The 26,238-nt window shown below is 34.3% G+C and carries 24 protein-coding genes and 1 pseudogene; 15 read left to right on the forward strand and 10 right to left on the reverse strand.

The genetic code is table 11. From position 1 onward, the window contains the following. Positions 1-539 precede the first annotated feature (539 nt). The 3 genes from ORL93_RS23600 to ORL93_RS23610 all read left to right on the forward strand — a co-directional run bounded on the left by ORL93_RS23600 (position 540) and on the right by ORL93_RS23610 (position 2,439). The gene (locus tag ORL93_RS23600; protein ID WP_265959602.1) at positions 540-683 is read left to right on the forward strand and encodes a hypothetical protein; all 144 of its coding nucleotides are present in this window, start codon (positions 540-542) and stop codon (positions 681-683) included. Between the two features lie 522 nt (positions 684-1,205). Further along, positions 1,206-1,445: a CGEA protein gene (locus ORL93_RS23605; RefSeq protein WP_265959603.1), complete on the forward strand. Its 240-nt coding sequence runs from the start codon at positions 1,206-1,208 to the stop codon at positions 1,443-1,445. A gap of 28 nt (positions 1,446-1,473) precedes the next feature. Further along, positions 1,474-2,439 carry a CgeB family protein gene (locus ORL93_RS23610; protein WP_003206191.1) on the forward strand — a complete coding sequence of 322 codons (966 nt, stop codon included), beginning with the start codon at positions 1,474-1,476 and terminating at the stop codon, positions 2,437-2,439. 262 nt (positions 2,440-2,701) lie between these two features. Here ORL93_RS23610 and ORL93_RS23615 read toward each other — a convergent pair. The 3 genes and pseudogenes from ORL93_RS23615 to ORL93_RS23625 form a co-directional block, all read right to left on the reverse strand. After that, a pseudogene (locus ORL93_RS23615) lies at positions 2,702-2,836 on the reverse strand (sugar phosphate nucleotidyltransferase); the annotation flags it as partial. 359 nt (positions 2,837-3,195) lie between these two features. Continuing rightward, positions 3,196-4,431, reverse strand: coding sequence for a surface carbohydrate biosynthesis protein (locus ORL93_RS23620; protein ID WP_265959604.1), 1,236 nt, complete (start codon positions 4,429-4,431; stop codon positions 3,196-3,198). A gap of 161 nt (positions 4,432-4,592) precedes the next feature. Then, complete coding sequence (locus tag ORL93_RS23625) at positions 4,593-7,292, reverse strand: glycosyltransferase (protein ID WP_265959605.1); 2,700 nt, start codon at positions 7,290-7,292, stop codon at positions 4,593-4,595. 668 nt (positions 7,293-7,960) lie between these two features. On the opposite strand from ORL93_RS23625, the gene pseB reads away from it, so the two are divergent. The 6 genes from pseB to pseI are packed head-to-tail and all read left to right on the forward strand — an operon-like array spanning position 7,961 to position 13,685. Then, a complete protein-coding gene (pseB, locus tag ORL93_RS23630) occupies positions 7,961-8,926 on the forward strand; it encodes a UDP-N-acetylglucosamine 4,6-dehydratase (inverting) (RefSeq protein WP_098928002.1) in 966 nt (321 codons plus the stop codon). 55 nt (positions 8,927-8,981) lie between these two features. Then, positions 8,982-10,175 carry a UDP-4-amino-4,6-dideoxy-N-acetyl-beta-L-altrosamine transaminase gene (gene pseC, locus ORL93_RS23635; RefSeq protein ID WP_018764024.1) on the forward strand — a complete coding sequence of 398 codons (1,194 nt, stop codon included), beginning with the start codon at positions 8,982-8,984 and terminating at the stop codon, positions 10,173-10,175. A gap of 20 nt (positions 10,176-10,195) precedes the next feature. After that, a complete protein-coding gene (locus ORL93_RS23640; protein ID WP_265959606.1) occupies positions 10,196-10,933 on the forward strand; it encodes a glycosyltransferase family protein in 738 nt (245 codons plus the stop codon). 5 nt (positions 10,934-10,938) lie between these two features. Further along, the gene (gene pseG, locus ORL93_RS23645; RefSeq protein WP_018764022.1) at positions 10,939-12,024 is read left to right on the forward strand and encodes a UDP-2,4-diacetamido-2,4,6-trideoxy-beta-L-altropyranose hydrolase; all 1,086 of its coding nucleotides are present in this window, start codon (positions 10,939-10,941) and stop codon (positions 12,022-12,024) included. A 17-nt stretch (positions 12,025-12,041) separates the two neighbouring features. Continuing rightward, positions 12,042-12,620 carry a formyl transferase gene (locus ORL93_RS23650; RefSeq protein WP_003195948.1) on the forward strand — a complete coding sequence of 193 codons (579 nt, stop codon included), beginning with the start codon at positions 12,042-12,044 and terminating at the stop codon, positions 12,618-12,620. 15 nt (positions 12,621-12,635) lie between these two features. Further along, entirely contained in the window at positions 12,636-13,685 is a 1,050-nt protein-coding gene (gene pseI, locus ORL93_RS23655) for a pseudaminic acid synthase (RefSeq protein ID WP_018764021.1), read from the forward strand. Positions 13,686-13,964: 279 nt separating this feature from the next. Here the strand turns inward: pseI and ORL93_RS23660 are convergent, their stop codons facing one another. Both ORL93_RS23660 and fabI read right to left on the reverse strand, forming a co-directional pair. After that, complete coding sequence (locus ORL93_RS23660) at positions 13,965-15,104, reverse strand: glycosyltransferase (RefSeq protein WP_018764020.1); 1,140 nt, start codon at positions 15,102-15,104, stop codon at positions 13,965-13,967. 478 nt (positions 15,105-15,582) lie between these two features. Next, positions 15,583-16,359 (reverse strand): enoyl-ACP reductase FabI, encoded by a 777-nt coding sequence (gene fabI / locus ORL93_RS23665; RefSeq protein ID WP_018781149.1) that lies wholly within the window; start codon positions 16,357-16,359, stop codon positions 15,583-15,585. A gap of 484 nt (positions 16,360-16,843) precedes the next feature. Here fabI and ORL93_RS23670 point away from each other — a divergent pair, with 484 nt between their 5' ends. Beyond that, positions 16,844-18,004, forward strand: a complete 1,161-nt coding sequence (locus ORL93_RS23670; RefSeq protein WP_018764018.1) for an FtsW/RodA/SpoVE family cell cycle protein — start codon at positions 16,844-16,846, stop codon at positions 18,002-18,004. Positions 18,005-18,079: 75 nt separating this feature from the next. Next, on the forward strand, positions 18,080-18,820 hold the full coding sequence (gene prpE, locus ORL93_RS23675; protein WP_265959608.1) for a bis(5'-nucleosyl)-tetraphosphatase PrpE: 741 nt from the start codon (positions 18,080-18,082) through the stop codon (positions 18,818-18,820). Positions 18,821-18,854: 34 nt separating this feature from the next. Here prpE and ORL93_RS23680 read toward each other — a convergent pair whose 3' ends face one another. Genes ORL93_RS23680 through ORL93_RS23695 form a run of 4 tightly spaced genes read right to left on the reverse strand, consistent with a single transcriptional unit; the run spans position 18,855 to position 21,614 of the window. After that, the gene (locus ORL93_RS23680; protein ID WP_026008407.1) at positions 18,855-19,742 is read right to left on the reverse strand and encodes an RluA family pseudouridine synthase; all 888 of its coding nucleotides are present in this window, start codon (positions 19,740-19,742) and stop codon (positions 18,855-18,857) included. A 15-nt stretch (positions 19,743-19,757) separates the two neighbouring features. Next, complete coding sequence (locus ORL93_RS23685) at positions 19,758-20,555, reverse strand: NAD kinase (RefSeq protein WP_003195940.1); 798 nt, start codon at positions 20,553-20,555, stop codon at positions 19,758-19,760. Positions 20,556-20,573: 18 nt separating this feature from the next. Further along, the gene (gene yjbM / locus ORL93_RS23690) at positions 20,574-21,212 is read right to left on the reverse strand and encodes a GTP diphosphokinase (protein ID WP_016113795.1); all 639 of its coding nucleotides are present in this window, start codon (positions 21,210-21,212) and stop codon (positions 20,574-20,576) included. A 30-nt stretch (positions 21,213-21,242) separates the two neighbouring features. Further along, positions 21,243-21,614, reverse strand: coding sequence for a UPF0738 family protein (locus ORL93_RS23695; protein WP_265959609.1), 372 nt, complete (start codon positions 21,612-21,614; stop codon positions 21,243-21,245). A gap of 144 nt (positions 21,615-21,758) precedes the next feature. On the opposite strand from ORL93_RS23695, the gene ORL93_RS23700 reads away from it, so the two are divergent. From ORL93_RS23700 to ORL93_RS23715, 4 genes are all read left to right on the forward strand, one after another. Beyond that, on the forward strand, positions 21,759-22,337 hold the full coding sequence (locus ORL93_RS23700; protein WP_006093952.1) for a CYTH domain-containing protein: 579 nt from the start codon (positions 21,759-21,761) through the stop codon (positions 22,335-22,337). A 321-nt stretch (positions 22,338-22,658) separates the two neighbouring features. Continuing rightward, a complete protein-coding gene (locus ORL93_RS23705) occupies positions 22,659-23,057 on the forward strand; it encodes a globin domain-containing protein (RefSeq protein ID WP_003195936.1) in 399 nt (132 codons plus the stop codon). Beyond that, positions 23,057-23,950 (forward strand): ClpXP adapter SpxH family protein, encoded by an 894-nt coding sequence (locus tag ORL93_RS23710; protein ID WP_097794819.1) that lies wholly within the window; start codon positions 23,057-23,059, stop codon positions 23,948-23,950. Before ORL93_RS23705 ends, ORL93_RS23710 begins: the two co-directional genes overlap by 1 nt. Before the next feature lie 267 nt (positions 23,951-24,217). Next, positions 24,218-24,331, forward strand: coding sequence for a hypothetical protein (locus ORL93_RS23715; protein ID WP_157837860.1), 114 nt, complete (start codon positions 24,218-24,220; stop codon positions 24,329-24,331). Positions 24,332-24,400: 69 nt separating this feature from the next. Here the strand turns inward: ORL93_RS23715 and pepF are convergent, their stop codons facing one another. Then, positions 24,401-26,227 carry an oligoendopeptidase F gene (gene pepF, locus ORL93_RS23720; protein WP_265959610.1) on the reverse strand — a complete coding sequence of 609 codons (1,827 nt, stop codon included), beginning with the start codon at positions 26,225-26,227 and terminating at the stop codon, positions 24,401-24,403. Positions 26,228-26,238 lie beyond the last annotated feature (11 nt).

A 26,238-nucleotide genomic window follows, 5' to 3' on the forward strand; every position in this document is an offset into this window, starting at 1 on the left:
AAACATATAGCCACTAGCAGGGCATGTTAAAGACATACTCCCTCGCTTTTTAATTATCTGCATTAGGTAATATAAACTACAGGCATAAATTTGAATTGGTATAAGAGGGTGTATTCACTAGGATGTTCTCTGCACAAAAATATACCTATAAACATATAGTATAAGTGTTATTAAATATTAACTTAATGAATAAGAAGGAGGGAACATTTTCCCATGGCATGTAACAGTAGTATCTGCCACCTGCTGTTGTTCTCCGGCATATTGCCAGGAACTATTATAACAGTTGTAGGTAAGTCCGGTTTTGTTTATGGACCAGCCAAGTTTATAAGCCTTAATATAGGAAATTGCATAGTTACATTGGAAGAGCAAGGTTTACCATCTCCAGGTTTTACGACTACTATTCTAATTAGCTGTGACGATATTGAGAGCATCATAACAACAGGTGATTAGAAAATGACCACTACAATTGTTGATGTATAGTGAAGCTATTGTATATCTCTTCCGATTAACTCGGTATTTACAATTATTTAGATCAGAGTATGAAAGCTGAGCTAAGCAATAATGGCTATGAATGGACTTACTTTCATCCATCGGAGCCGATAGAAAAGCTACAATCTATTGTTGCCACGTTTCAACCACAGCTAGCCCTTACAATATTAGGAGACCGTGTTAGGTTCAAGTAGCTTTTTAACACTTTTTGCTGTTTATATAAATAACGCCCTTCATATAAAACGCCTTCTTATTTAAGAATCGTGCCCGATTGCGGAACTCATAAATCTTACACCAATATAGCTTTTCAATAAAATGTAACCAAAAATACCTTCCCCTATTCACATTGCATAAAAAGAATCCATTTTGAAAAAATTGATCAAAATGGATTTTTTTATATAAATCTTTATATGGATTTTATAGAAATAACACTGTGTTACCTACTTTTTCATGTTACTTTATGACAAGTTCTTGCATTTTCTTCACTTTATTTTAAAATCCCGTTCCCTCTTTTATTGATAACCGCTGAATTTCCTATAATACTCAAATGAACATTATACTGCTCCCAGTCATACCTTTTCATGCGCTATGCTAGTGAATATATCCTTAAAAATAAACGTTTTAATTTATGAAAGTACTATTTTCACGAAACTCTATCTATTTGCATATAATAGTATATATGTTATCAAATATTAACAAAGGAGGAAGATTTATTTATGTTTCTATGGATATGTAAAAGTAGCATCTGCCGTCAATTCTCCAACATACCACTTGGAACGATTATAACAGTTGTAGGTAAATCAGGTTTTGTTTATGGACCAGCCAAATTAACAAACTTTAATAAAAAAACTGGTATCGTTACATTAGAAGAAGAGGCTCTACCATCTCCAAACGTTACAAATGTTATACAAATTAAGTGTAAGTGTGTTGAAAGCATCATAACAGCAAAAGATTAAAAATGATGAATACAATTGGTGATATGTAATGAAGTTATTGTATATTTCTTCTGGTTATCTTGGTATTTATGATTATTTAGATCAAAGTATGAAAACTGCGCTTAGTGATAACGGATATAAATGGACCTGCTTTCATCCATCAGAGCCAATAGAAAATATAAGGTCAATTGTTACCACGTTTCAGCCACAAGTAGTCCTAACAATATTAGGAGACAATCTCTCTATACAAGCTATCCAGTATTTTAAAGAGAATGGTATTCAATTGGCTTGTTGGATGACTGAAGACCCTTATTATTTTGATAAGACTTATCAAATCATTGATAGGTTCGACTATATCTTTACCATCGATACTGGAGCTTTAAAACAGTACCAACTCGTTCATCAGAATGCCCACTATTTACCGTTAGGTACGAATCATTCCATTTTTAAACCGCGCTCAGTAGAGCATGTATATAAAAGTGACTTGCTTCTTGTAGGATATCCATATCAGACAAGAGTAAACCTTATTCATTTCCTTCTAAAGAATACAAATTATGCCCTAACACTAATTGGAAAAGGATGGCGTAATAGACTACAAAAGGTCTGGAGAAACAACGCAAGGGTTATGATTGAAGATACATGGATGAATCCAGAAAAGGTTTCTTATTTTTATAACGGAGCTAGCATTGTATTAAACCCTCATCGAAGTAACAATTTCTTATATAATCAGAATACGTCCAAGGTTATGAATGAAAGCATTAATAATCGAACGTTTGATATTGCAGCATGTGGAGCTTTTCAATTAATAGAGGAAAAGCCTAATCTTCGTTCTTTCTTTACTGAAGAAGAAATGATATCTTATCAGGATTATGAAGATTGCCTATGTAAAGTGATTACCTATATGAATGATAAAAAAAAGAAGGAGATTATTGCTCAAAAAGCTCAAAAAATAGTTATAGGACAGCATACATTTTGCCAAAGAATAAAAGAAATGGTGAAGACTATTCAATCATAAAAATCATGTTCTACAACAAATATAACTTATCAAAAAAAATAATATCTAATATCCATTCATTACACTCTAAACAATCTGTGTTTAAACCAAAATTTATTGGGGACAATTCTTACTTTCCACATTATCAAAAAGAAAAATCATCGGTTATATTATCGATGATTTTTCTTTTTATAAAGCATTTCATTAACCTATCTTTCTCGGGATATATAAACGAAAAGATTTCAAACATATAAAAAATGTACCAAAAAACTTAGATACAACCTTCACATTCTTTTAGCTTACAAACTGAATGATAAATCATTGGATAACGTCCAACAGGTAGCAAATGTTTATTGGTCACTCTAGTGATAGGATATAATCTCGATCCTGTACCTCCAGCTAAAATAATCCCTTTCATAAAATTGCTCCCTTCTTCTCAAACAATCTAAAACGTACCCCGATGTTTTAAGTAAAAATAGAGTAATATTCATATTTCCAAAGTATCTAAAGGTCATCTCCCGTATCCCTCATCAAAACCCCCATTGTACTAATAAAATTCCTTTGCAGTATTAATACAATTCTTTAGGGCTCATTGAATTAACAATCGTAAATTTCTTTCTAACAACGGTTTCAAAACTAAATGCTATGATTGATTTATTATAAAAAAACACGCTTTAGAAACTTTGATTCTTCATTCTATGAAATAATAAAAACCCTTGTTACCAAGGGTTTTTATCTAACTAAGGAAGTTACGTTAAGCCTCATAGAAAAAAGGACTCAACTGTTATTAGATATTATTTCAAATAAATCAGGAGCTAATGTTCGAACACTCACTTCATTTTTATTCATTTCTATTAAATCCAATTTTTCAAAGAAACTTTTTATTTCTTCCTCTGAAGTCAACGTATGATCCCCTTTTATTGTAGAGAGCGCTCTTACTGAAGATTCCTCAATGGAACTTTCACCCGTGAAACTGATTGTATCTAATAAACGGATAATATTTTGATAAGCATAATTTTCTACATCCATGGACCCATAATAATTTTTTGATAGACTCTTTTTTTCTTCACCTATTTCTCCTTTAGATAAACAGAAGTCGACTAAGTTGAATACTTCACTACTATTCACTGATTTATAGGTAACTGCATTAGGTAAATATTTCTTCTCTTTCTCATAATTAATTGGCATATAAGCAATGACTGGTTTATCAAGTAACAAAGCTTCAATGCCTGTCGTACAACGATTGTGTATCACGACTTTTGAGGCCAAAATCCACATAACCACATTACCATCATGGGCAACAAACACATTTTTATAATCCGACAATTCTTTTCGATAACTATCTACATTTTCATGAATATGAGGACGAACAACAATATTGAGATTCGGATATTTCTCACTTAATTCTTTAATTAATTGGATAAAATGTTCGTATACTTTCTTTATATAATGTTCGTTAGGATTGAACCCTCTTATAAAGTGATTATATTGCGTAAATCTTGTATTTACTAAAATAAAGTCTCCAAACCGCTGTTCAATCATTTTCACTTCATCATTATATAACCCCCGGAACTTTTTCTTGAGTAAATCGAACCGTGGATGACCAGTTAAATGAAATTTTTCCTTAAATTTAGGAAAAGTATTTGTAACTATTTCTTTATGAGCATCTCCCCAGCAATATACATGCTCAAGTATTTTAACATACGTATCATCTTTTCCAAGACGACTATAATTATTACTATTAAGGAATAATCCTTCTTCTTCATCCAATTCAACAATAGAATAGCCTAGTTTGTATGCACGAGTCATATATTCTTTCCTTGCATCACCATAAGGAGTTCCCTTTGAACAAATGATGCCCTTAGGTAATAACTCCAAGTGAGAGAGAATAGGCGTGTGCGTTCCCAGAATAATTCGATAATTTCTTTTAATTGCATAATAGGTTAAGAGTAATTTTGCGTCTAATTCCCTTATTTTTGATTCGATTGGTAAGTAGAGAAACTTTTGTGACATAACCATCACCCCTTCTTATTTTTTCAATCGAAAATAACCTTGTCTTCAGTATCATTTATTATATTCTTTCTTATAAAAGATAGCACAAAGACAATAATGGCATTTATTACATAAAAGATCCCTATTTTCACTACAAATCTATTAGATATGTGGACCTTATCCTAAAATTCATTTCCTTCCCGCAAATCTCTTAATTTCTTTGCTTTTTCGTGGATTTGTTCTCTATTTTTTAATAAGTTTTTTAATAAATTTAATATTTCATTACTATTCATGTTGTCAAGAATCCATCCACACTGATATTTTTCTACTCGTTCAGCAGGGGCGCCTAGGTCAAATGTAATAATGGGGTATCCCGATAACATTGCTTCACTTGTTGTATAGGAATATGTTTCAGGGCAAATGGACGGATTAATAACCAATGCTATTTCATTTTGAGCTAATATATCAGATAAATTATCCACCTGATATCTTCCTGTGACTTCAAACTTTCCTTCAGCACTTTTGTGTGGATTAAAATGAATATTTGTTATACCAATCACCTTTATATTTATTGGTAAATTTTCTTTAACAATTAAATCCTTTAGCTCATATATAATACTTGATCCTTTCGGATAATCAATGGCTCCCATAAAAGCAATATTTAAAACTTTTTTATTTAAAAACTCCTCCTTAAAGGAGTATGATATTTTTGGATTAATAACATGCTCTCTTACTTCTATCTCAATATCTTTATAGTACTTTAGAATAATATCTTTCGTGTTATGACTAGGGGTAATTACCTTTTTCGCACCCATTAAAAAAGAATGAAACGCTTCTCTCCAACCTTCAATATGAATAGCTTCTTTCGGTAATATTTTCGCAATACATCCCTGACAGATATCTACATTTGTTTCAGCATTACAATACTTCTTTTGATGATTTATTAAATTATAGCTTGGGCAAACACAATAAAAATCATGAATGTAAAAATAATAATCCACAAGTGAGTGTTTTATTAAACGAAACATTTTTTCAATGGGATACTTAAATAAATGATTAATAAAAATCAAATCAATGTTTAGAGCACTTAATAATTTTTTAAAGTTTATTTCAGTTAGTTTACTTATTTTAAGATTATAATTTATTGGTTCGGAATGATTATGATCAGTTAAAATCACATAATCTGTCCCAGGTGTTAACGTGTATATTCTCTCATCATCTTCTAATGTTTTTATATAGTTAGTTTGATAGATTGAGGCACCGCCACCTAAGCCATGATCGATAAATAATCTGCCCTTTCTATAAGAATATTTATCGGCAACCATTATACTTTTCATGAATTCTCTTATATTTTTTATTGGATCCAGCCTTATAAAGTCTTGTATGATTTTATTATAATCTGGGTATCGGTTAAGTAGTTTTTTTAAATTACTTGACATTAGCTCTTGTTTACTTCCATCTATTTGATTAAAACTTACACCATGTTTATGATAAACAAACACATTTGGAATCAATATATTTTGATATCCTTTATGACGTGCTCCCATACACCAATCATTTTCCTCGCCATACCCCTTGCCAAAAACCTCATCATCAAAGATTCCGATATCATGAATAACATTTCTATTTAATGCCATACAGAAGCCTACACCTGTTGGGATTACTATCCCTTTGTTAATGACATATTTTGAAAAATAAGCATCGACTTCATTTGCAGTCATATTGTATGGCAATTCATTATCTTGAACAAAATTAGGATAGGAACAAATCGTAGCACTATTTGAGAAAGGAGTAACGGATGAGATTTTATCATTTACTAAAATAGGGTTGATTAAGCGCCGAAAACAATGAGGTGGAATTTCTGTATCGCTATTTAATAAGATGGGGTGATTCGTTGTTAAAAGTAAGCCTTTATTAATACTTTGTACATATCCTAAGTTTTTATCATTGTGTATAACCACTAATTTTTTTAAGCTTTGAGGTAATTTGTTAGATTTCAAGCTTTCCAAAAAACGATATATCTGTTGATCTGTACTAGCATCATTAATCAAAAATAAATTACAACGAATGTCTATATTATTGTATATACTTTCTATACATCTCTTTGTAAATTCGTAGCCATTATATATTGGTATAATCACATCCACTTCAGTATCTTCAAGTAATTCATTATTATATTCAATATAATTTGATTCATTTAATGTTTCTAAACTAAATTGATTACGAATAGAATCATTTAAAAAAGATGGTTTATCAGCTTCCTCGTTTGTATTCGAAATAGATTGGATATATGTTGGCTTTTCGTAGTTCCAATTTAAAATCAATCCTTGTTCGTCACCATTTAAACATTTATCCATATGGAGCTTAATCTCTTTTTCGTTTTTTGAATAACCCCAAATCCTCAAACTATTCATTTTTCCTTCAAAATATCCGTATGCTCCACATCCTCCAATACTTCCTGAGGCAAAGACATTAGTCTTAGTACTTTTTAATCCTCTTTTTACAAAACTTCCATTCACATATAAATTTGGAGTTTTATTTTCATAAACAATAGCTATATGAGTCCAATCGTCTATTTTTATTTCATATGTGAGTAGAGGAGGTAAATAATTGTGACTGTGTTCATATACCGTTATACCATTCGTTCCAACCGATACTCCGGCACCCGATTCATCTTTTCGTTCAATTACAGGATGCCCTGGACCAATAATATATCTTTGACCAAAAATTCCATGTTTTCCTTGATCCGATTCCTCATTTAATTGAATTTCCTTTTGAGGCTTTATCCAAAATTCATAGGTGAAATCATTTTTAATATTTCTAAACAAGTCCTTGGTCATTATTATTTCTTGCCCTTTAAAATTTAAAAACCCTTGAAACACATTGTTCACCCTCGCTTATATAATTCAAAAAACCAAAAAATAACTATTAAAATTAAAAGATATATATTTTTTTATTAATTAATTGCGCCATTCAACATCTATTTCAAAGTTCTTTGAATTACGTGTTTTTATTACTGAAGATACATTTCTATTATTTAAGTTTTTTAATCAACTAGTTGTACACGATCGATGTTTTTATTAATTACTAATTAGTGGTATAAACTATGCGATCGAACAATAGAAAGCAGATTTAGGCTTTTACTTTTACTATGCTATGTTTTGTTTGTCTTTTTGTATAGTTACATAGTCTAGCTTGAAAAAAGATGGTGCATTATCTCTATATTAAATACATAATCCCTCTCTGAACTTGAACAGCTTATGAACATGTAACACTTTTTGATTAGAAAACCTGAAGATACCTCTTATATCTAAAAACGAAGATTTTGATTTCTAGCCTCTCAATAATATAAAAAACTATTTAACATATTTATCATTTCCTGAACCAAGAAATAAATCACAAAACAGTTAAAAGTAGACTTCAATCTAGGCTTATTCACCATTTCGGGAAAATTATAAGGAAATGTAGAGATGATACCCAAACGTTTTCCCGAAACATTCATAGTAATAGATAGTGAAAATGGATTCAATAAAAAAAGGCTGTGAAAAAAATGGATTTAACAGGAAAAACAATTTTAGTTACAGGTGGAACAGGCTCTTTCGGAAAGAGATTTATAAAAAAAGCCCTAGAACTTGGTGTAAACAAGATTATTGTTTTTAGTCGTGATGAATTGAAACAATACGAAATGGCTCAAGAGTATACAGATTCGCGTATTCGTTTTTTTATTGGGGATGTACGTGATAAAGCTCGTTTATACCGTGCTTTTGCTGGGGTGGATATTGTAGTTCATGCAGCTGCTTTGAAGCATGTCGGTGCATGTGAGTACAATCCGTTTGAAGCAATTAAAACAAATATCTATGGCGCTCAGAATGTAATTGAAGCTGCTATGGATTGTGGTGTGAAACGTGTCATTGCTTTGAGCACAGATAAAGCTGCCTCTCCAATTAACTTATACGGTGCAACGAAATTAGCATCAGATAAACTTTTTGTTGCAGCAAATGCTTATACAGGGAAAAAGGACACCAGATTTGCAGTGGTACGATACGGAAATGTAGTAGGTAGCAGAGGTAGTGTAGTACCATTTTTTAAAAGCATAAAAAAAACCGGGAAAATCCCTATAACGGATGAACGTATGACACGATTTTGGATAACACTTGATCAGGGAGTACAATTTGTTCTTGATAACCTTCAGCGAATGAAGGGCGGGGAAATTTTTGTCCCTAAAATCCCCAGCATGAAAGTAACAGACTTGGCAAAAGTAATTGCACCTAAATGTAAAATTGAGTTTATAGGCATCCGTCCAGGAGAGAAGCTTCATGAGGCTATGATAACTGAAGATGATGCCCGTCATACTTTAGAATTTGAAGATTATTATATCATTCAACCAGAATTTAATTGGTGGGATAAAGCGTATATAAGTGAAGGCAAACCGCTTCCAGAAGGTTTTAGTTATACAAGCGACAAAAATGAACATTGGTTAACAAAAGAAGAGTTAAAACGGTTAATTAGTGAATAAGATAAAAAAACAGTCTAAATAAGTCAAAACAACATATAAGGGAGTATTAAGGATCATGAAGTATTGTTTAGCAATTCATGGAGGAAAACCCGTACGGAATCATTATTTGCCATACGGCAAGCAATCCATTGATGAAGATGATATTCAAGCCGTAATCAACGTTTTAAAAAGTGATTTTATTACAACCGGTCCAACAATAAAACAATTTGAAAATCAAGTGGCAGCATATGTAGGTGCGAAATACGCCGTAGCATTTTCAAGTGGAACAGCCGCCCTACATGGCGCCTGTTTTGCAGCGGGGATATCCAATGATGATGAAGTCATCACGACATCAATGACGTTCGCTGCCAGTTCTAACTGTGTCCTTTATCAAGGTGGAGTTCCGGTATTTACGGATATAAAATCCGACACTTACAATATTGATCCTAATTTAATAAAAGATAAGATTACAAATAAAACAAAAGCAATTATACCTGTACATTTTACTGGACAGCCAGGTGAACTTGAAAAAATTTCAAAAATTGCCCAAGAATATAACCTAACAGTAATCGAAGATGCAGCTCATGCATTAGGCTCTACTTACAAAAAGAAAAAAATTGGTTCAATTAGTGATATGACCATGTTCAGTTTTCACCCTGTCAAACATATTACAACAGGCGAGGGCGGAATCATTACAACAAATAATGAAGACTACTATCAAAAACTTCTTCAGTTTAGAACCCATGGAATCACCCGTAACCCTAATAACCTAACTGAAAATCATGGACCTTGGTACTATGAAATGCAATTTCTTGGCTATAATTATCGGATGACAGATATTCAAGCTGCTCTTGGATTATCACAACTGCAAAAATTAGATTCTTTTATTGCTAAAAGAAAACAATATGTATCAATGTATAATATGGCACTAAAAGATTTACCTGAAGTTATTCTTCCAAAACAATTAGATCATGTTGATTCAAGTTGGCATTTGTATATCATTCAGTTAAATTTACCAATGCTAAAAGTTGATCGAAAAGAAATCTTTCAAGCGTTACAGCAAGAAAATATTGGTGTCAATGTTCACTACATTCCAATTCATTTACAACCCTACTATCAAAAATTAGGTTATCAAAAAGGTATTTGCCCTAATGCTGAAAAATTATATGAAAGTATCATTACTCTACCATTATTTTCAGAAATGAGTGAACAAGACGCTAATGATGTCATTCAAGCAGTTAAAAAGGTAATCAATTTCTATAAAAAATAAGTGAATAAAAAGGTGATGAAATGAAAGTTGCCGCTATTATTCAAGCTCGAATGGGCTCAACTAGACTTCCGGGGAAGATAATGAAGAAAGTTCTTGATAAAACACTATTAGAATATCAAATTGAACGAGTAAAAAGAGCAAAAACAATTAACCAAATTATTGTAGCGACTACTACAAATCAAAATGATAATCCAATCATTGAGCTTTGCGAACAACTTTCTGTTCCTTATTATCGTGGATCAGCAGATGATGTATTATCACGTTATTATGAAGCTGCAACACAATTTTCTGTAGATGTTGTAGTTCGATTAACTTCAGATTGTCCCGTTATTGATCCTGATATTATTGATAAGATAGTTAATTGCTATTTAGAACATCAAAATAAATATGATTATGTATCTAACACATTAATCCGTACTTATCCAAGAGGTTTAGATACAGAAGTTATGCCCTACCGAATTTTAAAACAAACATATGAAGAAGCAAATCAGCCATCCTATCGCGAGCATGTGACTGCATATATATATAACACCCCTAAAACGTTTAAACTGTTCAATGTCCAGAATCACTTAGATGAAAGTAAACATCGCTGGACTGTAGATACGAAAGAAGACTTTATCTTTATAAAAAAAATTATCACAAAACTATATCCAGTTAATTCCCAATTTTCTTTCATTGATATTTTAAATTTATTAAAAAAAGAACCAGACCTGTTTTATATTAATAGCCATATAGAACAAAAAAAATTAGGGATATAGTTTATATGAACATACTCATTCGTGTTGACGCTTCTATAGAGATTGGAACAGGGCATGTTATGCGATGTTTAACCTTAGCAAAAGAGTTAAAAAATCAAGGACATCAGATCTCCTTTATATCTAGGGAATTGGACGGTCATATGTGTAACTTTATAAAATCTCAGGGACACACAGTATATATGTTACCCAAAATGAAGTTAGTAAGAAATAATTGTAATACTAAACATGCTCAATGGCTTCAAACGAGCTGGGAAGTTGATGCTCAACAAACAATAGAAATGATACGTAAAAGCATTCGCTTTGCTGATTGGCTCATTGTAGATCATTATGCTTTAGATAAAAAGTGGGAAGAAAAGTTAAAGGAGTTCGCCCACTATATAATGGTTATAGATGATTTAGCAGATAGGTTACATATATGTGATCTACTGCTAGATCAAAATTATTATGCAAACATAGATCAAAGATACGAAGAATTAATCCCTATAAATTGTATAAAATTATTAGGCCCCAAATATGCATTGCTAAGATCCGAATTTTTAAAAGAACGAAAAAATGTAAGAAAAAGAACAAATCCCCTTAAAACAATACTCATATTTTTTGGTGGAAGTGATCCCACTAATGAAACTTCCAAAGTAATCAAAGCTCTAGAAGCAATAGAATATACGCAGCTTCTTATTCATGTAGTTATCGGTCGATCAAATCCTCAAAAAGATTTCATCCAAAATTTATGCAAAAAGCATCCAAATATGGTCTTTCATCATAATATTGATTATATGTCTAGATTAATGAATGAAGCGGATTTAGCCATATGTGCTGGAGGTTCAACCACTTGGGAAAGATATTGTTTAGGATTACCCGCACTATTAATCTCAGTAGCACATAATCAAGTTGAAATATGTAAAACAGTAGGAGATTTAGGGATTGATTTTTACATTGGAAAATCAGAAGAAATTTACGAGAAGGATATTTGTAATGCCCTTGAGATTGTTAGGAGCGGAAACTTTGATTTAGAGGGATCTTCTAGAAAAGCATTGGAGATTGTAGACGCTTTTGGAAAAACACGTGTAGTATCAAAAATTTTACAATATTAAATGTTAAGGAAGATATTATGAACATTCTATTATTAGGATCTAAATGTAATAATTTGTACAGTTTTCTTAAATCATCTGGAAATAGTGTTGTTTTCTATGAAAATAGAATAGACATTCACTCACCTATTCTTATTAACATTGACTTTATCGTCAGCTATGGATACAGATATATGATTCCTCCTTCTATTATTGAGAAATTTAATAACAAAATTATTAATTTGCATATCTCTTATCTTCCTTGGAATAAGGGTGCTGATCCAAATTTATGGAGTTTCCTTGAAGATACACCTAAAGGGGTTACAATTCATTATGTGAATAACGGGTTAGATACGGGAGATATTATCACTCAATCGGAAGTTCCCTACAAAGAAAATGATACATTAAAAACCTCCTACGATAGACTATGCCAAGAAATAGAACGACTTTTCATTGAAAATTGGAAATTCATTTATTCTGGAAAAGTTATGAGGAAACCGCAACCTTCTGGCGGTAGTTATCATAGATTAAAAGATAAAAAAATATATTTGCATTTACTTACTAATGGATGGAATACGTCAGTAAAAGATATAATCGGTAAAGCAAAAATGAATGGTTAAAAAGGAGAAGATAAAATGAATGAAATTGAAATTAATGGAAGGAAAATCAGTCGCAACCACCAACCATTTATCATTGCTGAAATGTCTGGAAACCATAACCAGTCATTAGAACGTGCATTGCAAATAGTTGAAGCTGCAGCAAGAGCTGGCGCACATGCTCTAAAAATTCAAACTTACACAGCCGATACTATGACACTTGATATCGATAACAAAGATTTTAAAATAGAAGATACAAACAGCTTATGGAAAGGAAACACACTTTATAAACTATACCAACAAGCTTACACACCATGGGAATGGCACAAACCACTCTTTGATAAATGTACAGAATTAGGTATCATCCCATTCAGCACCCCATTCGATGAAACAGCAGTTGATTTTCTAGAATCTCTCAATGTCCCTTGTTATAAAATTGCTTCTTTTGAAAATACTGATATTCCTTTAATCCGCAAAGCTGCCTCTACCGGAAAACCTCTTATTATCTCAACAGGTATGGCTACAATTTCAGAATTAGATGAGACTGTCACGGCTGCTAGATTAGCAGGGTGTAAAGATCTTATTTTATTGAAATGTACAAGTACTTATCCTGCTTCTCCAGAAAACACTAATATTCATACAATCCCCCACATGAGAGAATTATTTCAATGTGAAGTAGGTTTATCAGATCACACATTAGGAGTGGGAGCTGCAATCGCGAGTGTTGCAATGGGTGCAACTGTAATCGAAAAGCATTTCACTTTATCTAGAGCTGATGGAGGAGTAGACTCCGCGTTTTCAATGGAAGCAGATGAACTAAATTCTCTTGTTGTTGAAACAGAAAGGGCATGGAAGTCACTAGGAAAGATTTATTACGGACCGACTGATATGGAAAAAAGCTCATTAAAGTTTCGACGTTCTCTATATGTGGCACAAGATATGAAAGCTGGGGATCTTTTAACAACAGAAAATATAAAAGCTATTCGACCTGGTTATGGTTTAGCACCAAAATACCTCCCTATTTTACTAGGAAAAAAAGTGAAAAAAGATGTTGCTAAGGGGACACCTGTAAGTTGGGATTTGATTTAACGAAAAGCCTCTTAAAAACATAAAGTAAACTTCCTATCTCTGTAAATCAAATTCTCGCATAAATTTCATCGTTCTTTTTTACCTATGAAATATTTCCTACGGGGGCTATTGTTATTTCCTGTAAAACAGCCCCCTTCACTTAATATGATTAAAAAAAGCATCTAAAAACATCTTTATCAACAATAGAACGATTTAATGCGACTCTTCTACATACACAATTATCATTTTTGAATTCGAGTTACAAAACACGATAATATCTTAATGCATCTTTTGAAAAGATTAGAAAATCCCTTTATTTTGACAGACTACTGATAGATTACCCGCTTTTTCTAAAATCTCACTGCGATTTACTAAGAGCTTTTGTAACAATTGTAAGACACTCCTACCACTCACTTCTTTCAAAATCCATCCCCCGTTATATTTTTTGATTAGCTCCGCTGGCGCTCCCATATCAAATGCAATGACAGGATACCCTGAAAACATAGCCTCATTAGTTGTATAAGAAAATGTCTCTGGACATATCGAAGAAGTTATAACGATAGCTATTTTATGTGTTGCCAAAAGATTAGAAAATTCCCTATTATCATATGGTCCTGTTACAACAAAATGTCCGCTTGGACTGACAAATCTTCTTTTGTGCCTATCTGTTAACCCAATTACTTTTATACAAAAAGGTAGCTTCCTCCTTTCAATTTCCATTTTAAGTTTATATAAAATGTGTGATCCTTTATTTTTGTATATATTTCCTACGAAGGCAACATTAAGCTGTTTTTCATTTGCAAATTCAGAGGTATATGTATAGTAGATATTAGGAGATAAAGGATGTTCCTGTACATCTATAATAATGTCAGGAAAATGTTTTTTTATAATTTCTTTTGCACTGTTGCTTGGAGCGATTACCTTCTGGGCATTTGATAAAAAAAACTCGAAATTTTTTCTCCAAGTTTGAATATCTGTTTCTCTCCCTCCATCCAAACATGCCTTACATATATTCACATCTGTTTCATTATTGCAGTAAGGGCCATTTCTTTTAATCAAGTTAACTAGAGGACATACACAAAAAAAATCGTGTATAAAATAAATATACTCAATCCCACAATATTGAATAAGGTTTATAAACTTAAATATAGGGAATTTAATGAGATGATTGATATAAATTAGTTCAATATCCATTGACTTGAGTAGCGATCGAAAACTCGTTTCATCATAATTATGAAACTCTAAATCATAGTACAAGGGGTGTTCCTGATTCATATCTTCTATACAAAACATTCCAGCTCTAAACGTCATCTTATAAATTCTATACTTATGCCGATTCTGTTCAATATACATATTTTGATAATGTTCTACTCCTCCACCTATAGGATTCATCACAAATAAAACGCCTTTCTTTTTTGGAGCACCAGCACTCTTCGACACCGCTCTCCCTCCTTGATTTAAATTTTTCATCTTATCATTTCAACTCGTTTTCTTCAATAATTTATAAATATATATTTTCGCAAACAAAAATATTTCACCATTTATTTTCACATAAAATAATAAGACGAGATTATGCCTTTCGCTTCAAGTAACCGCTACAATAAGATGAATGATTATTAAAGTTTATTTCCGTCATCTTGAGAAAATCACCTACATCCGGTTCGGTTTACTTAGACATTTTATACTTTTCATACGTATATACAATTATCAAATTTAAGTAATCCTTTTTATTACTTCCTCAACACTTGCTCTCCCATCTGAAGCATAATAGAAAAACGCTATCCTTTCTGCATATTTTTGCAAAAAGGATAGCGTTTTTTCTTTATGTTATATGAATATAAGCTTATCTTAGTTTGATGAACATGTGTGGTGCTTTTCCACCTAAAATATTACATCTAATTTCAACTCTGATTCTTCATTAACCTAAAATATGATACCCAGAATCCACATGAATGTTCTCACCAGTAACTCCGCTCGCTAGATCACTGAATAAGAATAGTGCTGTGTTACCAACTTCCTCTTGTGTTACGTTACGACGAAGTGGTGCGCGTTCTTCGATTTGTTTTAAGATGCTGTTGAAGTCGCCAACACCTTTTGCTGATAGCGTACGGATTGGTCCTGCTGATACAGAGTTTACGCGAATGTTGTGCTGCCCTAAGTCGTTTGCTAAGTATCTTACGCTTGCGTCTAGTGATGCTTTTGCAACGCCCATTACATTGTAGTTTGCTACAACGCGCTCTCCACCAAGGTATGTTAATGTAACGATGCTGCCGCCTTCTGTCATTAATGGCTTCGCAGCTCTTGCTACAGCTGTTAATGAGAATGAGCTAATGTTTTGTGCAAGTAAGAATCCATCACGAGATGTATCAACAAATTCACCTTTTAAGTCATCACGGTTTGCGAATGCGATGCAGTGTGCTAATCCGTGAACAACTCCAACTTCTTCTTTAATAGACTGGAAGCAACGCGCGATATCTTCATCGTTTGTTACATCACATGGTAACACAAGTGATTTTTGTCCTTCTAATGATTCTGCTAGATCACGTACGTTTTTTTCTAGACGCTCACCTGCATATGTGAAAATTAAGTTTGCTCCTGCCTCGTGTAGTGAACGAGCGATACCCCAAGCGATGCTTCGTTGGTTCGCAACTCCCATTACGATAATGTTTTTTCCTTTTAAGTTGAGAAGATTCATTTATTTATCCCCCTAAATTTATTAAATAATATCAGTTATTAGTACCTGGTAATATATTTATATCATATCACAAATTTAAAATAAGGCAAAACAAAATTATTAGTATAACTGGTTCTTTACTTCTCTTTTGCTCTTTCACTTTCCTGCTACTACGAAAGCTCAATCTTTATTTCCTCTATTTAAAAGTACTTGCTGGATAAATCACGGCTATGAAGAATAAAAAGGAACCGCTCTCACTTCCTCCCTTTGTTTTAAACTTGGCATGGGGCGAAAATAAGCCCTAACCGCTTCTATGCATGGTCGGACGCTCTCTCCCATCTAAAAAAGAAAGGTTTTATCTCAGTTTCTCAATTTATATCTATATAATCTAACATCTCACACTCAAAATCCAAACAACATATTTGCAAACCATCCAAAATCCGCTAATATGGTAATAGCGTCTTTTTTTGTATTACGCAAAGAGCAATAGAAAGGACTACGTACGTTGAAAGATAAGAATTCTCAATATCGAATAGATTACATATTAATCCTGATTGTACTCGTAATCGGGGCTGTGAGTTGTTTTGCTATCGCAAGTGCACAACCATCTTTACCACCGGCTTTACAACAGGTAAACTTTGTTGCGAAACAAATTCAATGGTATTTCATTGGGGCCATCGCAATTTTTGCGATTATGGTTATTGATTTTGACCGATATAAACAAATCGCTTGGTACTTGTATGGATTTGCGATGATTTTACTTATTGGACTTGAATTAAAAGTTCCTGGAGCTGTAACAATTAAAGGGGCTACTGCTTGGTACAGTGTTCCAGGCCTTGGTAACTTCCAGCCTTCCGAGATTATGAAGTTATTTTTAATCATTGTCGTTGGCCGCATTATCGTCAATCATAATGAAAAGTATCCGTTTCGGACGCCGCGTGAGGATCTCATTTTACTCGGCAAAATATTTGGCGCAAGTTTACCACCACTACTTTTAATTGCGAAAGAACCAGACTTAGGAAATACAATGGTTATTTCAGCGATGCTCGCCGCGATGATTTTAGTTTCAGGTATACGCTGGCGCTTTATTTTCGGTTTAGCTACACTTGTTATAGCAGCTGGTTCTGCGTTAACGTACACTTACTTTGCGCATACAGCATTCTTTAAAGAACATATTTTAAAAGAATATCAATTAGATCGTTTCTACGGCTGGTTAGCACCTTATGAATATGAAACACAAGGATATCAGTTAAGGCAAGCTGTTTTAGCAACCGGATCAGGTGAATTACACGGTAAAGGCTGGGAGAATGGTCAAGTATACTTCCCAGAACCGCATACCGATTTTATTTTCACAAACATTGCTGAGCAATTTGGATTTTTAGGAGCAAGCGTTGTTATTTCACTGTTCTTCCTATTAATTTATCGTATGATTCATATCGCTTTAGAAAGTAATGATCCATTCGGTAGCTATTTATGTGCAGGAACGATTGGAATGTTTACATTCCAAGTATTCCAAAATATTGGGATGACAATTGGATTACTTCCGATTACAGGGATTACCCTTCCTCTTATGAGTTATGGCGGTAGTTCCTTACTGACATATATGATTGCGATTGGCTTTGTACTGAACGTACGATCGCGAACAAAAACGTTTATGTTTGATTAGACCATATCCAGCGGGTATGGTTTTTTCTATATCCAATTTAGGTATACTAAGTAAAAATAAGATGGAGGTTGTGAAATGAAGTACGATATTATCGGAGATATCCATGGCTGTTTAGAAGAGTTTCAAACATTAACAGCGCAGCTCGGTTATAACTGGGATAGCGGTCTTCCTGTCCATCCAGAGAAGAGACAACTTGCTTTTGTCGGAGATATTACTGACCGTGGCCCGGCATCCCTAAAAATGATTAAAATTGTATGGGAGCTTGTAATAAATAAAAAAGAAGCTTATTACGCTCCGGGAAATCATTGTAATAAGTTGTACCGATTTTTCATCGGACGTAACGTAACAATCGCACACGGATTAGAAACAACTGTCGCTGAATATGAAGCCCTTCAAACTCGCGAACAAAAAATAGTACAGAAAAAATTTATCGATCTTTACGAACAGTCACCTCTCTATCATGTGCTTGATAACAAAAAACTCATCGTCTGTCACGCTGGTATTCGCCAAGATTATATCGGAAGAAGTGATAAGAAAGTCCAAACTTTCGTATTATATGGGGACATTACTGGAGAAAAACATCCTGATGGTTCACCTGTCCGCCGTGATTGGGCGAAGCATTATGAAGGAGAAGCTTGGATTGTGTATGGTCACACTCCTGTGGCAGAACCTCGTTTTGTCAATCATACGGTAAATATTGATACAGGAGCTGTTTTTGGCGGGAAACTAACAGGGCTGCGCTATCCAGAGATGGAGACGATTTCAGTTCCTTCTTCGATGCCGTTTGTGCCTGAGAAATTCCGTCCAATTACATAACTAAAAAATAAAGCTGCCCTCATGTGAAGGCAGCTTATTTTAATAATTCTTTCATATCTTCTGGCACATCCGCATGAAATTTTATCTGTTTTTCTAAAATAGGATGATAGAAGGTTAAACTCGTACTATGGAGCGCTTGTCGTTTCATCTGCGACTTACTTCCCCCATACAAGTCATCCCCTAATAGCGGATGGCCTAAATATGCCATATGTACACGAATTTGATGTGTTCTTCCTGTTTCTAACTGCAGTGAGACTCTTGTTTTATCAGGAAATCTCTCCATCACCTGAAAATGCGTAACTGCTTTTTGACCGTCTTCACATACCATTCGTTCAATAATGCTATCGCCTTTTCTTCCAATTGGCGCATCAATCGTTCCCGACTCTTCTAGCAATTCTCCATGAACGATTGCTTCATATGTTCGCTTCACTTGCTTTTGCTGATGCTGTTTTGATAAAAGATGGTGAATGAAACGGTTTTTCGCAATAAGCATAAGTCCTGACGTATCACGGTCCAGTCTCGTTACAATATGCACCGTACTTGCAAGATTCTGCCTGTCATAATGATAAAGAAGCGCATTCGCAACACTTCCTGCCGGATGTTCCCTTGACGGAATGGTTGACATGTATGGTTCTTTATTGATTACCATTACGGATTCATCCTCATACAGGACAGTCAGTGGAATATTTTCAGCCAGCATTCCTTCACTTCTCTCCTCAACCGGAAAAAACACTTGCAATACTTCCTCGGCCTGTAATACGTGCCGAACCGTCGCATGCTTACCGTCAACTTCAATTGCCCCACCTTGAAACTTTATATCTGTCAAAGCAGCTTTAGAAATCCCTTTCGTTTTTAGAAATTCCCGAATGAGCATTCCCTTCTCTGCTTCTGTCATACACCATTTTAATGTAAATCTTCTCAAATACATAAATCCTCTCTATTCACCCGCAACGAACGAATCGCGAACACGTTTCCAAAATGGGAATGGGCGAAAACGAACGAATCTCACCTTCTCGTTTGCAACGCGGTATTGAATTGACTTTACGTCTTGATGAACCATCGTTAAATGATCGACCGTAATTTGTAAATTCATTCCTGCCGATGGCTTTAAAACACATGTATGGTGCTTCGGTAAAACAAGCGGTGAACCAACTGTACGGAACACACGGTTATTAATCGAAGCCATTTCCGCAATTTGTATCGCTTCAATCGAAGGATGAATGATTGCTCCGCCTAGCGCTTTATTATAGGCTGTACTTCCAGAAGGAGTAGAAATACAAAGACCGTCCCCGCGGAACGTTTCAAAATATTCTCCGCGAATTTCCACCTCTGTTACTAATGTTCCTTCTGCGCTTTTTACTGTCGCTTCATTCATTGCTAAATACTGTGATTCCTTACTTCCATTCACATAGCGAATAATGACTTCTAAAAGCGGATATTCCACCACTTGAAACGGTGTTTTCGCAATTGCAATCACAAGTTTTTCTACTTCTGTTGGCAACCAATCTGCATAGAACCCTAAATGTCCTGTATGTACACCAACAAAAGCTGTCTCATCTAATCGATTATAGTAACGATGAAACGCGTATAAGAGCGTCCCATCCCCCCCAACAGAAATTACAATATCGGGTTCCGCCTCATCCATTGTAAACCCAAAATCTTGCAAGTAACCTGTCATTGTACTTGCAAGTGCGTTTGATGATTGATCTCCCTTTGACATAATTGCAAATTTCATCGCCCAACACCCTTTAGTTTATGATTCGGATTCTTTCGCTTCTTGTTTGCGCGAAAAAACCTTTTGTGCTTCTTGAATTTCAAGACGAATCGAAGACATTTCTTCATCTAATAAAAATGCTGCTTCTGCCGCACGCTGAAGGCGCACTTTAATATCTTCTGGAAAACGCCCACTATATTTGTAATTTAAAGAATGCTCAATTGTTGCCCAAAAATTCATTGCTAATGTTCGAATTTGAATTTCAACTAATACTTTTTTCTCTCCACAAATCGTTTGAACAGGATAACTAATTACAACGTGATATGAACGATAACCACTTTCTTTCTTTTGCGTCACATAATCTCGTTCTTCCACAATTTCAAAGTCATTTCGTTTTCGAAGATATTCGACAACAGGCTTAATCTCATCAACAAATTGACACATCATCCGAAGACCAGCGATGTCCTGCATTTCTTCTCCGAGTCGGTCAAGCGGTACATTTCTCTTTTCCGCCTTATCAATAATACTTGCAACCGACTTTACCCGACCTGTTACAAACTCGATCGGAGAGTGTTCTGTTAACATTGTAAACTGAGAACGCATTCCTTTTAATTTCACTTTTAGCTCTGCCACCGCTTGGTGGTACGGCGCTAAAAATTCTTCCCAATTACGATTCATTTCAACCACCACCAAAGTCAATCCATTTGCTTATAGAAATACCTTTTCTACAGTCGTTACAAGTTCTTCTCCGTAATTTGCATTACCTTCAATATTTTCAATTAAATATTCCACTTCTTCTTTCAATTGTGCTAATTCAATTTCAGTATTATTTACACAAACAAACATTGCTTTATCATTCTTCATTGCACTGTGCATTGCTTCCCAACATGTATGCGGAATACTTACATAAATGAATGCTGATTCGTTTTCTAAAATATATAAAAATGATAAATGATCTGAGTCTACAAGTACGTGATTACGCGCCTTTAACTCCTCCACTTGTATTTCAATATTTTCCGCACAAAAAATAAGAGCATTCTCTCTTTCTTCTACGCTCTTAACTTGGATTTTATTTTGCATGCTCTAACTCCTCCATATCAACTTCCTGTCTTACTTCACACTATTATTGTATCATAACATAGACGCAAACAAATAAAACATTGAACCAAATTTGCGAAAAAGCGATAATGTCTAAAGAATTACTCTTAAGAAGGAGCTTATACAATGACACAAGAAATTGAAATTGAATTTAAAAATATGGTCACAGAAGAAGAATTTCAAGCATTATGCGATGTGTTTTCTATCGAATCATTTACAAAACAAGTGAATCATTACTTTGAAACACCTCATTTTTCTTTAAAAGCAGCAGGCTCTGCTCTTCGTATTCGTCATAAAGACGGAGCTTATACATTAACTTTAAAACAACCAGCTGAAATTGGGTTACTGGAAACTCATCAACCTTTAACAGCACGAGAAGCACAACTAATGATGGAAACAAACGGGCTCATTCCAGGCCCTGTAGCAGATCAACTACATGCCCTGCAAATCCCTGTTTCTACTTTAGCTTATATGGGAAGCTTAACAACAGAACGAGCAGAAACTACATTTAAGGGCGGCACACTTGTATTTGATCATAGTTTCTATTACAATCACGATGATTATGAACTTGAATATGAAGTACAAGATGAAGCAGCGGGCAAAGCTGATTTCCTCAATTTATTGAACAAATACCATATACCTGTTCGCCATACAAAAAATAAAGTGCAACGCTTTTTTCTTGCCAAACAAAACAAAGCACGCTAAAGTGAAACTTCCATTAGTAGAAGTTTTTTCTCACTGATGGAAAGCCCTCACCAATCGGGCTCTTACGGTCAGTCCTTCCCTCTTTGTTTTTTCTTCTTTGAAAAGGAAGGTTACTGATTGTGAGTAGCTGGGTAAAATGGAACTTCCATCAGTAGGTGCTTTTCCTACTAATGGTTCACCTTTACCAATGTTGCACTTATATTTAGCTTTATCTTAAGGAAAAAATGGGCAAAGGATTACACAAGAGCTGTTTAGTTGCTCTTCGTGACAATCCATTGCTACAATAGATATACATTTGATGGAAAAAGGAGTTTATACAGGATGAACAAGCAACCGATGACACCATTTGAAGCAATTGGCGGTGAACAAGGCATTGCAGCATTAGTCGATACGTTTTATTCCTATGTCAGTAAACACCCTGACTTATCTCCCATCTTCCCAGACGATTTGACAGAAACAGCCAGGAAGCAGAAGCAATTTCTAACGCAGTATTTAGGTGGGCCGAATTTGTATACAGAGGAACATGGTCACCCTATGCTAAGAGCACGCCATCTCCCTTTTGAGATTACACCAAAGCGCGCGAAAGCCTGGTTAGCATGTATGGAGCAAGCAATGGAAGATACAGGAGTACAAGGGCAGATTCGAGAATTTGTTTTTGAACGTTTAGCATTAACTGCGCAGCATATGGTCAACACTCCAAACGAAACAGGTGAAGCGTAATGGATAAACAGGAAGCAAAGCATATGCGCATTCCTTCTCTTTCCAAATGCGAACATAAATCTGTGGAAGCCTATTTGTTTATTGATCCACTTTGCAAAGATTGCTGGGAAATCGAACCAGTCATCATTAAATTATGGCTCGAATACGGAAAATATTTTTCGATTCGGCACATATTAACCGGCAAAGTGGAAGGGGCAATCGCCTCCCCACACAAATGGAATAAACCTGCTAATATTCGATTTGTGTGGGAAAAGACAACAAGTTTGCACGGCTTTTCATGCGATGGAAAAGTACATATGCAGGACGCCTCATCTACACCGTATTTAGTTTCTATGGCAATTAAAGCAGCTGAGTTGCAAGGTCGAAAAGCAGGTTCGAAATTTTTACGGAAACTTCAAGAATACATTTTTCTTGAAAATGTATCAAAACCAGATTTGGAATCACTACTTGCATGTGCAGAACAAAGCGGCATTGATGTAGAAGAATTTAAAAAAGATTTACATTCGATTAGTGCAAAAAAAGCATTTCAGTGCGATTTAAAGTTCACAAACGAAATGCACATTACCGAAATCCCTTCTCTCGTATTCTTTCATGCAAATTCAGATGAAGAGGGCATTAAAATTGCAGGAATTTATTCGTATGATGTGTACGTACAACTCTTAAAAGAAATTGTAAAATGTGACATTGAGCCAGCACCTTTACCACCACTGGAATTCTTATTAGAAATGGTCCAATTTATGTCATCAAAAGAAATTGCATTTATTTATAACTGCTCAGAGCAAGAAATAGAACGAGAACTAAAAAAATTGTCATTGAAAAGAAAAGTACGAATGATTGAAGTGAAATGCGAACGTTATTGGAAATGGATTGCAAAAGAAAAAGACCTGGTGTAAACACCAGGTCTTTTTCTTTACGGCTTATAAAAATATTAAAGGGGATGGGAGAAATTTTCACGTTCAAACAAAGGGGTATATGTTTGTATGTGAATTCGTTCACGCTTATTATATTACAAGATTCGACGTCAGATGACAAGCCTTTTTGTCGAATTTCACACTTTTGTCACATTCTAAACGTTTTCATTACTGAATAAGCTATGAAAAGAAGCTTTTTAGGAGGGATTTTATGAAAAAAACACATATCTTCTTTCTACTATTTGGCATTTGTATTTCTTTTTTTCTGTACATCCTTTCACTATTACAAGCATTTCCAAAGATGATTGCCTTGCCTCTTTTGTTTGCAGTCATTGTTATTGGCCTCTCTTATTTCAATCATAGAAAGCGGTTCAAAGGTTTTTAAAAAGAAAGAAGGCGAGAAATTCCACTCTCGCCCTCCTTCTTTCGCTATTATTTACCTTCAAATAATAGCGCTTCTAATTCATTTAACTTCTCTTCAAATACTTGTAATGCCTCTTTAACAGGCTCTGGTGATGCCATATCTACTCCTGATTTTTTCAATACTTCAATTGGATAGTCGGAGCTTCCAGCTTTTAAGAATTCGTTAATATAACGTTCTACTGCTGGTTGTCCTTCTTCTAAAATTTGCTTTGATAAAGCTGTTGCCGCACTAAATCCTGTTGCATATTGATAAACATAATAGTTGTAATAGAAGTGCGGAATACGAGACCACTCTAAGCCAATTTCTTTATCGATGACTAAAGCATCGCCAAAGTATCTTTTATTTAAATCATAGTAAATCTCTGTTAACATATCTGGCGTTACTGCATGGCCTTCTTGTACCTTTTTATGAATGATATGTTCAAATTCAGCAAACATCGTTTGACGGAATACAGTTCCACGGAATCCTTCTAAATAATGATTTAATAAATATAAACGTTCTTTCTTATCTTCTGTCGTTTTTAATAAGTAATCATTTAAAATTGCTTCGTTACAAGTTGATGCAACTTCCGCAACGAATATGGAATAGTCACCATATACATGTGGCTGTGTTTTTCTTGTATAGTAGCTATGCACAGAATGACCAAACTCATGTGCAAGTGTAAATAAATTATTTACATTATCATGCCAGTTCATTAAAATATACGGATTTGTTCCATATGCACCAGATGAATACGCACCGCTTCGTTTTCCTTTGTTTTCATATACATCTACCCAGCGATTTTCATATGCTTCTTTCAAAATCTCAACATACTCATCACCAAGGACGTTTAAAGATTTCAACAGAATCTCTTGTGCCTCTTCATATTTCACATTCATTTTCACTTCTGGTACAAGTGGTGTATATAAATCGTACATATGCAGTTCATCAAGACCTAGTGCACGTTTACGAATATCAATATAACGGTGCAATAAATGTAAGTTATCATTTACTGTCTCGACAAGTTGGTCATATACTGTTTCAGGTATGTTATTATTGCTTAACGCAGCTTGGCGTGCAGAATCGTATTTACGAACGCGCGCGTTGAAATTATTACGTTTCACTGCACCACTAAGTGTGCTTGCAAATGTATTTTTATATTTCCCATACGTTTCAAAAACAGCATGGAATGCATCATGACGAACACGACGATCATCGCTTTCTAAAAATTGAATATAACGGCCATGTGTTACTTCTACTTCTTCACCATTTTCATCTTTAATAGATGGGAATTTTAAGTCCGCATTATTAAGCATACCAAATGTATTACTTGATGCACTCATAACCTCAGATGCTTCTGCTAACAATGCTTCTTCCGCCTCTGACAGTACATGCGGACGCTGACGTGTAATTTCTTCTAACGCATGTTCATACACACTTAATTCTTTATTTTCTTGTAAGAACGACTGTAATTGTTCTTCTGAAATTGTTAAAATTTCAGGAACGATATACGCCATGCTGCTGGACGCTTGAGAATATAAGTTTGTTGCTCGATCATTTAGCGCTTGATAAGCAGAATTTGTTGTATCTTGATCGTAACGCATATGAGCATATGTATATAATTTTCCTAATCTCATTGAGACTTCATCTTCATATTGTAAAGCCGCTAATAATGAATCAGCAGAATCACCAAGTTTCCCCTTAAATTCAGTTAACTTTGGTAGTAATTCTTTTATTGCTTGAAATTCTTTTTCCCATTCTTCATCAGTTTGGAAAACATCTTCCAAACGCCATGTGTTCATTTCTTCAATCTCACTGCGGTCTGGCAATGTTTTTGCTGTTTTTTGATTAGACATCAATAAAAACC

Origin of the sequence: Bacillus sp. DHT2 (genome assembly GCF_026241455.1) — a bacterium.
Lineage (GTDB): Bacteria > Bacillota > Bacilli > Bacillales > Bacillaceae_G > Bacillus_A > Bacillus_A pseudomycoides.

What these genes read in the sequence shown, in the direction of transcription:
- ORL93_RS23600 (WP_265959602.1), top strand. Translation starts at nt 540, where the DNA reads ATGAAAGCTGAGCTAAGCAATAATGGCTATGAATGGACTTACTTTCAT.
- ORL93_RS23605 (WP_265959603.1), top strand. Translation starts at nt 1,206, where the DNA reads ATGTTTCTATGGATATGTAAAAGTAGCATCTGCCGTCAATTCTCCAAC.
- ORL93_RS23610 (WP_003206191.1), top strand. Translation starts at nt 1,474, where the DNA reads ATGAAGTTATTGTATATTTCTTCTGGTTATCTTGGTATTTATGATTAT.
- ORL93_RS23620 (WP_265959604.1), bottom strand. Translation starts at nt 4,431, where the DNA reads ATGTCACAAAAGTTTCTCTACTTACCAATCGAATCAAAAATAAGGGAA.
- pseB (WP_098928002.1), top strand. Translation starts at nt 7,961, where the DNA reads ATGGATTTAACAGGAAAAACAATTTTAGTTACAGGTGGAACAGGCTCT.
- pseC (WP_018764024.1), top strand. Translation starts at nt 8,982, where the DNA reads ATGAAGTATTGTTTAGCAATTCATGGAGGAAAACCCGTACGGAATCAT.
- ORL93_RS23640 (WP_265959606.1), top strand. Translation starts at nt 10,196, where the DNA reads ATGAAAGTTGCCGCTATTATTCAAGCTCGAATGGGCTCAACTAGACTT.
- pseG (WP_018764022.1), top strand. Translation starts at nt 10,939, where the DNA reads ATGAACATACTCATTCGTGTTGACGCTTCTATAGAGATTGGAACAGGG.
- ORL93_RS23650 (WP_003195948.1), top strand. Translation starts at nt 12,042, where the DNA reads ATGAACATTCTATTATTAGGATCTAAATGTAATAATTTGTACAGTTTT.
- pseI (WP_018764021.1), top strand. Translation starts at nt 12,636, where the DNA reads ATGAATGAAATTGAAATTAATGGAAGGAAAATCAGTCGCAACCACCAA.
- fabI (WP_018781149.1), bottom strand. Translation starts at nt 16,359, where the DNA reads ATGAATCTTCTCAACTTAAAAGGAAAAAACATTATCGTAATGGGAGTT.
- prpE (WP_265959608.1), top strand. Translation starts at nt 18,080, where the DNA reads ATGAAGTACGATATTATCGGAGATATCCATGGCTGTTTAGAAGAGTTT.
- ORL93_RS23685 (WP_003195940.1), bottom strand. Translation starts at nt 20,555, where the DNA reads ATGAAATTTGCAATTATGTCAAAGGGAGATCAATCATCAAACGCACTT.
- yjbM (WP_016113795.1), bottom strand. Translation starts at nt 21,212, where the DNA reads ATGAATCGTAATTGGGAAGAATTTTTAGCGCCGTACCACCAAGCGGTG.
- ORL93_RS23695 (WP_265959609.1), bottom strand. Translation starts at nt 21,614, where the DNA reads ATGCAAAATAAAATCCAAGTTAAGAGCGTAGAAGAAAGAGAGAATGCT.
- ORL93_RS23700 (WP_006093952.1), top strand. Translation starts at nt 21,759, where the DNA reads ATGACACAAGAAATTGAAATTGAATTTAAAAATATGGTCACAGAAGAA.
- ORL93_RS23705 (WP_003195936.1), top strand. Translation starts at nt 22,659, where the DNA reads ATGAACAAGCAACCGATGACACCATTTGAAGCAATTGGCGGTGAACAA.
- ORL93_RS23710 (WP_097794819.1), top strand. Translation starts at nt 23,057, where the DNA reads ATGGATAAACAGGAAGCAAAGCATATGCGCATTCCTTCTCTTTCCAAA.
- pepF (WP_265959610.1), bottom strand. Translation starts at nt 26,227, where the DNA reads ATGTCTAATCAAAAAACAGCAAAAACATTGCCAGACCGCAGTGAGATT.